Annotated in this window: 4 protein-coding genes; 2 read left to right on the forward strand and 2 right to left on the reverse strand. The window is 37.0% G+C overall.

Going from position 1 to position 2,290, the window contains the following annotated elements:
- Positions 1 to 842, reverse strand: an 842-nt coding sequence (locus AC52RT_RS02575; RefSeq protein WP_495539298.1) for an NAD(P)-dependent alcohol dehydrogenase, incomplete at its 3' end; no start/stop codon positions are given.
- Positions 843 to 1,011: 169 nt separating this feature from the next.
- Here AC52RT_RS02575 and AC52RT_RS02580 point away from each other — a divergent pair.
- Together AC52RT_RS02580 and AC52RT_RS02585 are read left to right on the forward strand one after the other, a co-directional pair.
- Positions 1,012 to 1,203 carry a hypothetical protein gene (locus tag AC52RT_RS02580; protein ID WP_495539299.1) on the forward strand — a complete coding sequence of 64 codons (192 nt, stop codon included), beginning with the start codon at positions 1,012 to 1,014 and terminating at the stop codon, positions 1,201 to 1,203.
- A gap of 1 nt (position 1,204) precedes the next feature.
- Positions 1,205 to 1,381, forward strand: a complete 177-nt coding sequence (locus tag AC52RT_RS02585; protein WP_495539300.1) for a hypothetical protein — start codon at positions 1,205 to 1,207, stop codon at positions 1,379 to 1,381.
- Positions 1,382 to 1,741: 360 nt separating this feature from the next.
- Here AC52RT_RS02585 and AC52RT_RS02590 read toward each other — a convergent pair.
- Positions 1,742 to 2,290: hypothetical protein (locus AC52RT_RS02590; RefSeq protein WP_495539301.1), on the reverse strand; the 549-nt coding region annotated here is incomplete at its 5' end.

A 2,290-nucleotide genomic window follows, 5' to 3' on the forward strand; every position in this document is an offset into this window, starting at 1 on the left:
TTTAGATCATTTAAGTCTTTTTGATTTGCTCTTTGTAATAGGCTACTTATTTTCTTGCTTCCAGTCATTGAAATGAAGGGTCCAAGAAATAATGTTTGATATAGTTGAGACTCGGAACCTCCTACGTGTACAAATTGCCCATTTTGTTTTAGTACGCGTTTATAAGCTGAAATGGAATTAGAACCATTCACGCCGAGAACTAAATCATAACGTTCTTGATGTTGATTGAAATCCTCTTTTGTATAATCAATGATATGGTCAGCTCCTATTGAACGTAATATTTCTACGTTTCGTGTACTGCATACACCTGTAACTTCAGCTCCGAATGATTTAGCAATTTGCACCGCAAAGGTACCAACGCCTCCAGATGCCCCATAGATTAATACTTTATCCCCCTTTTTAATTTTCCCTTTATCACGCAGTCCTTGTAAGGCAGTCACACCTGCCATAGGAGTTGCAGCAGCTTCCTCAAAGGAGATATTGACTGGCTTTAAGGCTAAAGCATTTTCGGGGACTGTTACATATTGAGCAAAACCGCCCCAGCCACATCCAGAGAGGTCACCAAATACATGGTCACCTACTTTAAATAGCTTAACTTTTTCCCCAACAGCTTCAATTGTACCAGCTATGTCGCCTCCTGGAATTGAGTATTTTGGTTTTGTTAGTCCAAAGGCAAAACGGGCTAAGAAGGGCTTACCTTTCAAAAGAACTAAGTTGCCAAAGTTTAAAGATGCTGAATGAACCTTAACTAATACTTGATTCTCGGTAGGGAAAGGTTTTTTTACCTCTTTTAATTCAAGTACATCAGGTGAACCATATTTATCACAAACTATTGCCTTCATAAAAACCGCCTCCAATTGTTCATTTCATTGATTAAATTTAATCAAAGCAAGGTGATAAAAGCCGTTTCATTCAAGAGCGATGATTAGCTCTTTTTTATGCAGCTAAGGGCAGGTTAGTTGAACAACAAGATAGAATTATAAATATACATCCCATTTCGAAGAGGACGTAATGGAATTTTATACATTTAACAAAGACAGCGGTAAAAAGATTTCAAAATTCAATTCGCATTTTATTATGTCTCGTATCGTTCAATCAAATAAGGTAACTAACATTGGCTGTATGCAATTAGATAGAAATGGAGTAGTAGGTTTTTATCAAGCAGTCGTCCCTCAACTTCTTTTAATCGTGAACGGGGAGTGATATGTCCGTAAATGAAAAAGAAGAATATTTTAAAGTTGAGGCTAGAGCCGCACTTTTTTGGGCAAAAGATGAGTGGCACGAAACTAAAACGGATGTTGGATTAACTGCTATTGTTATTGAAAGCGAGGAATTGACTCGTGCATCATTTATGCCGTTTAATAATATGTTATTCAACTAACGTGGGCGTTAGTTCTATAAGACAATCAAATCAACGGATCTTCGGTTTTTTATAGAAGTTCCGTTTTTTTCTTTTATATTAACATTAACCTTTAACAGAGCCTTAAGTTTAGAAAGTCAATTGATGGGAGAGTTGGCGTGTAGACTCCTGCGGGAATAACGGGACAGGTGAGACCCCGCAGGAGCGTTAGCATTGATGCGGCTCACCGCCTGCCCGCGGAAAGCGAAACGCCTGGAATGAAAATTAACATCTCGATTTTAAAGACTCACCCGAGTGTGTCTACAGTCTGAAAGAACGAACTCCTGATGAGGAGTTCTTTCTTTTTGATAAAGTTGCATACACTTTGCCAGCCAAATTCTTTTAGGGATTTTTAGATGAAACTTCTAATTGGATGAGCAAACCATCTTCATATTTATCTTGACTTAAACGATATTTAATATCTTTAATAATGAATTCAATTTCGCCGCCATTTTTTATGATTTCGTTAACATTCATCGATTTGTAGAGAATGTCTTTTATGTCTTGGTTTGCAATGGATGTTAAAAAAGCTAGGGTAATTTCCTTAAACTCGTTTACCTCTTTATCGGTATGTAAATCAAAACCAATTAATCTAAGGCTGGTAAACAACATTGTGTCATCTTGCATTGAACCATGTATAGTGACATTATCACAAAGTTCCGTTGAGATACTGACAGAACCATACCTTACGGGTCCAAAGTCCATAGAACGGTTTATTTTTAACTCCTTGAAATACTTATTATAACGATGCTCCAATACAGCGGGGTCGAGGTTGTTGTCAAGAGCTTGCTTATAGGCAAGTTCTTTATTTATGTATTTTGAAGTAAGTTGTTTATCTTTTTCTTGTGCGGTTTCTACGATAGATTTTTCATCCTTGGTTTCTTGTACATG

The organism is Peribacillus sp., from assembly GCF_059453735.1.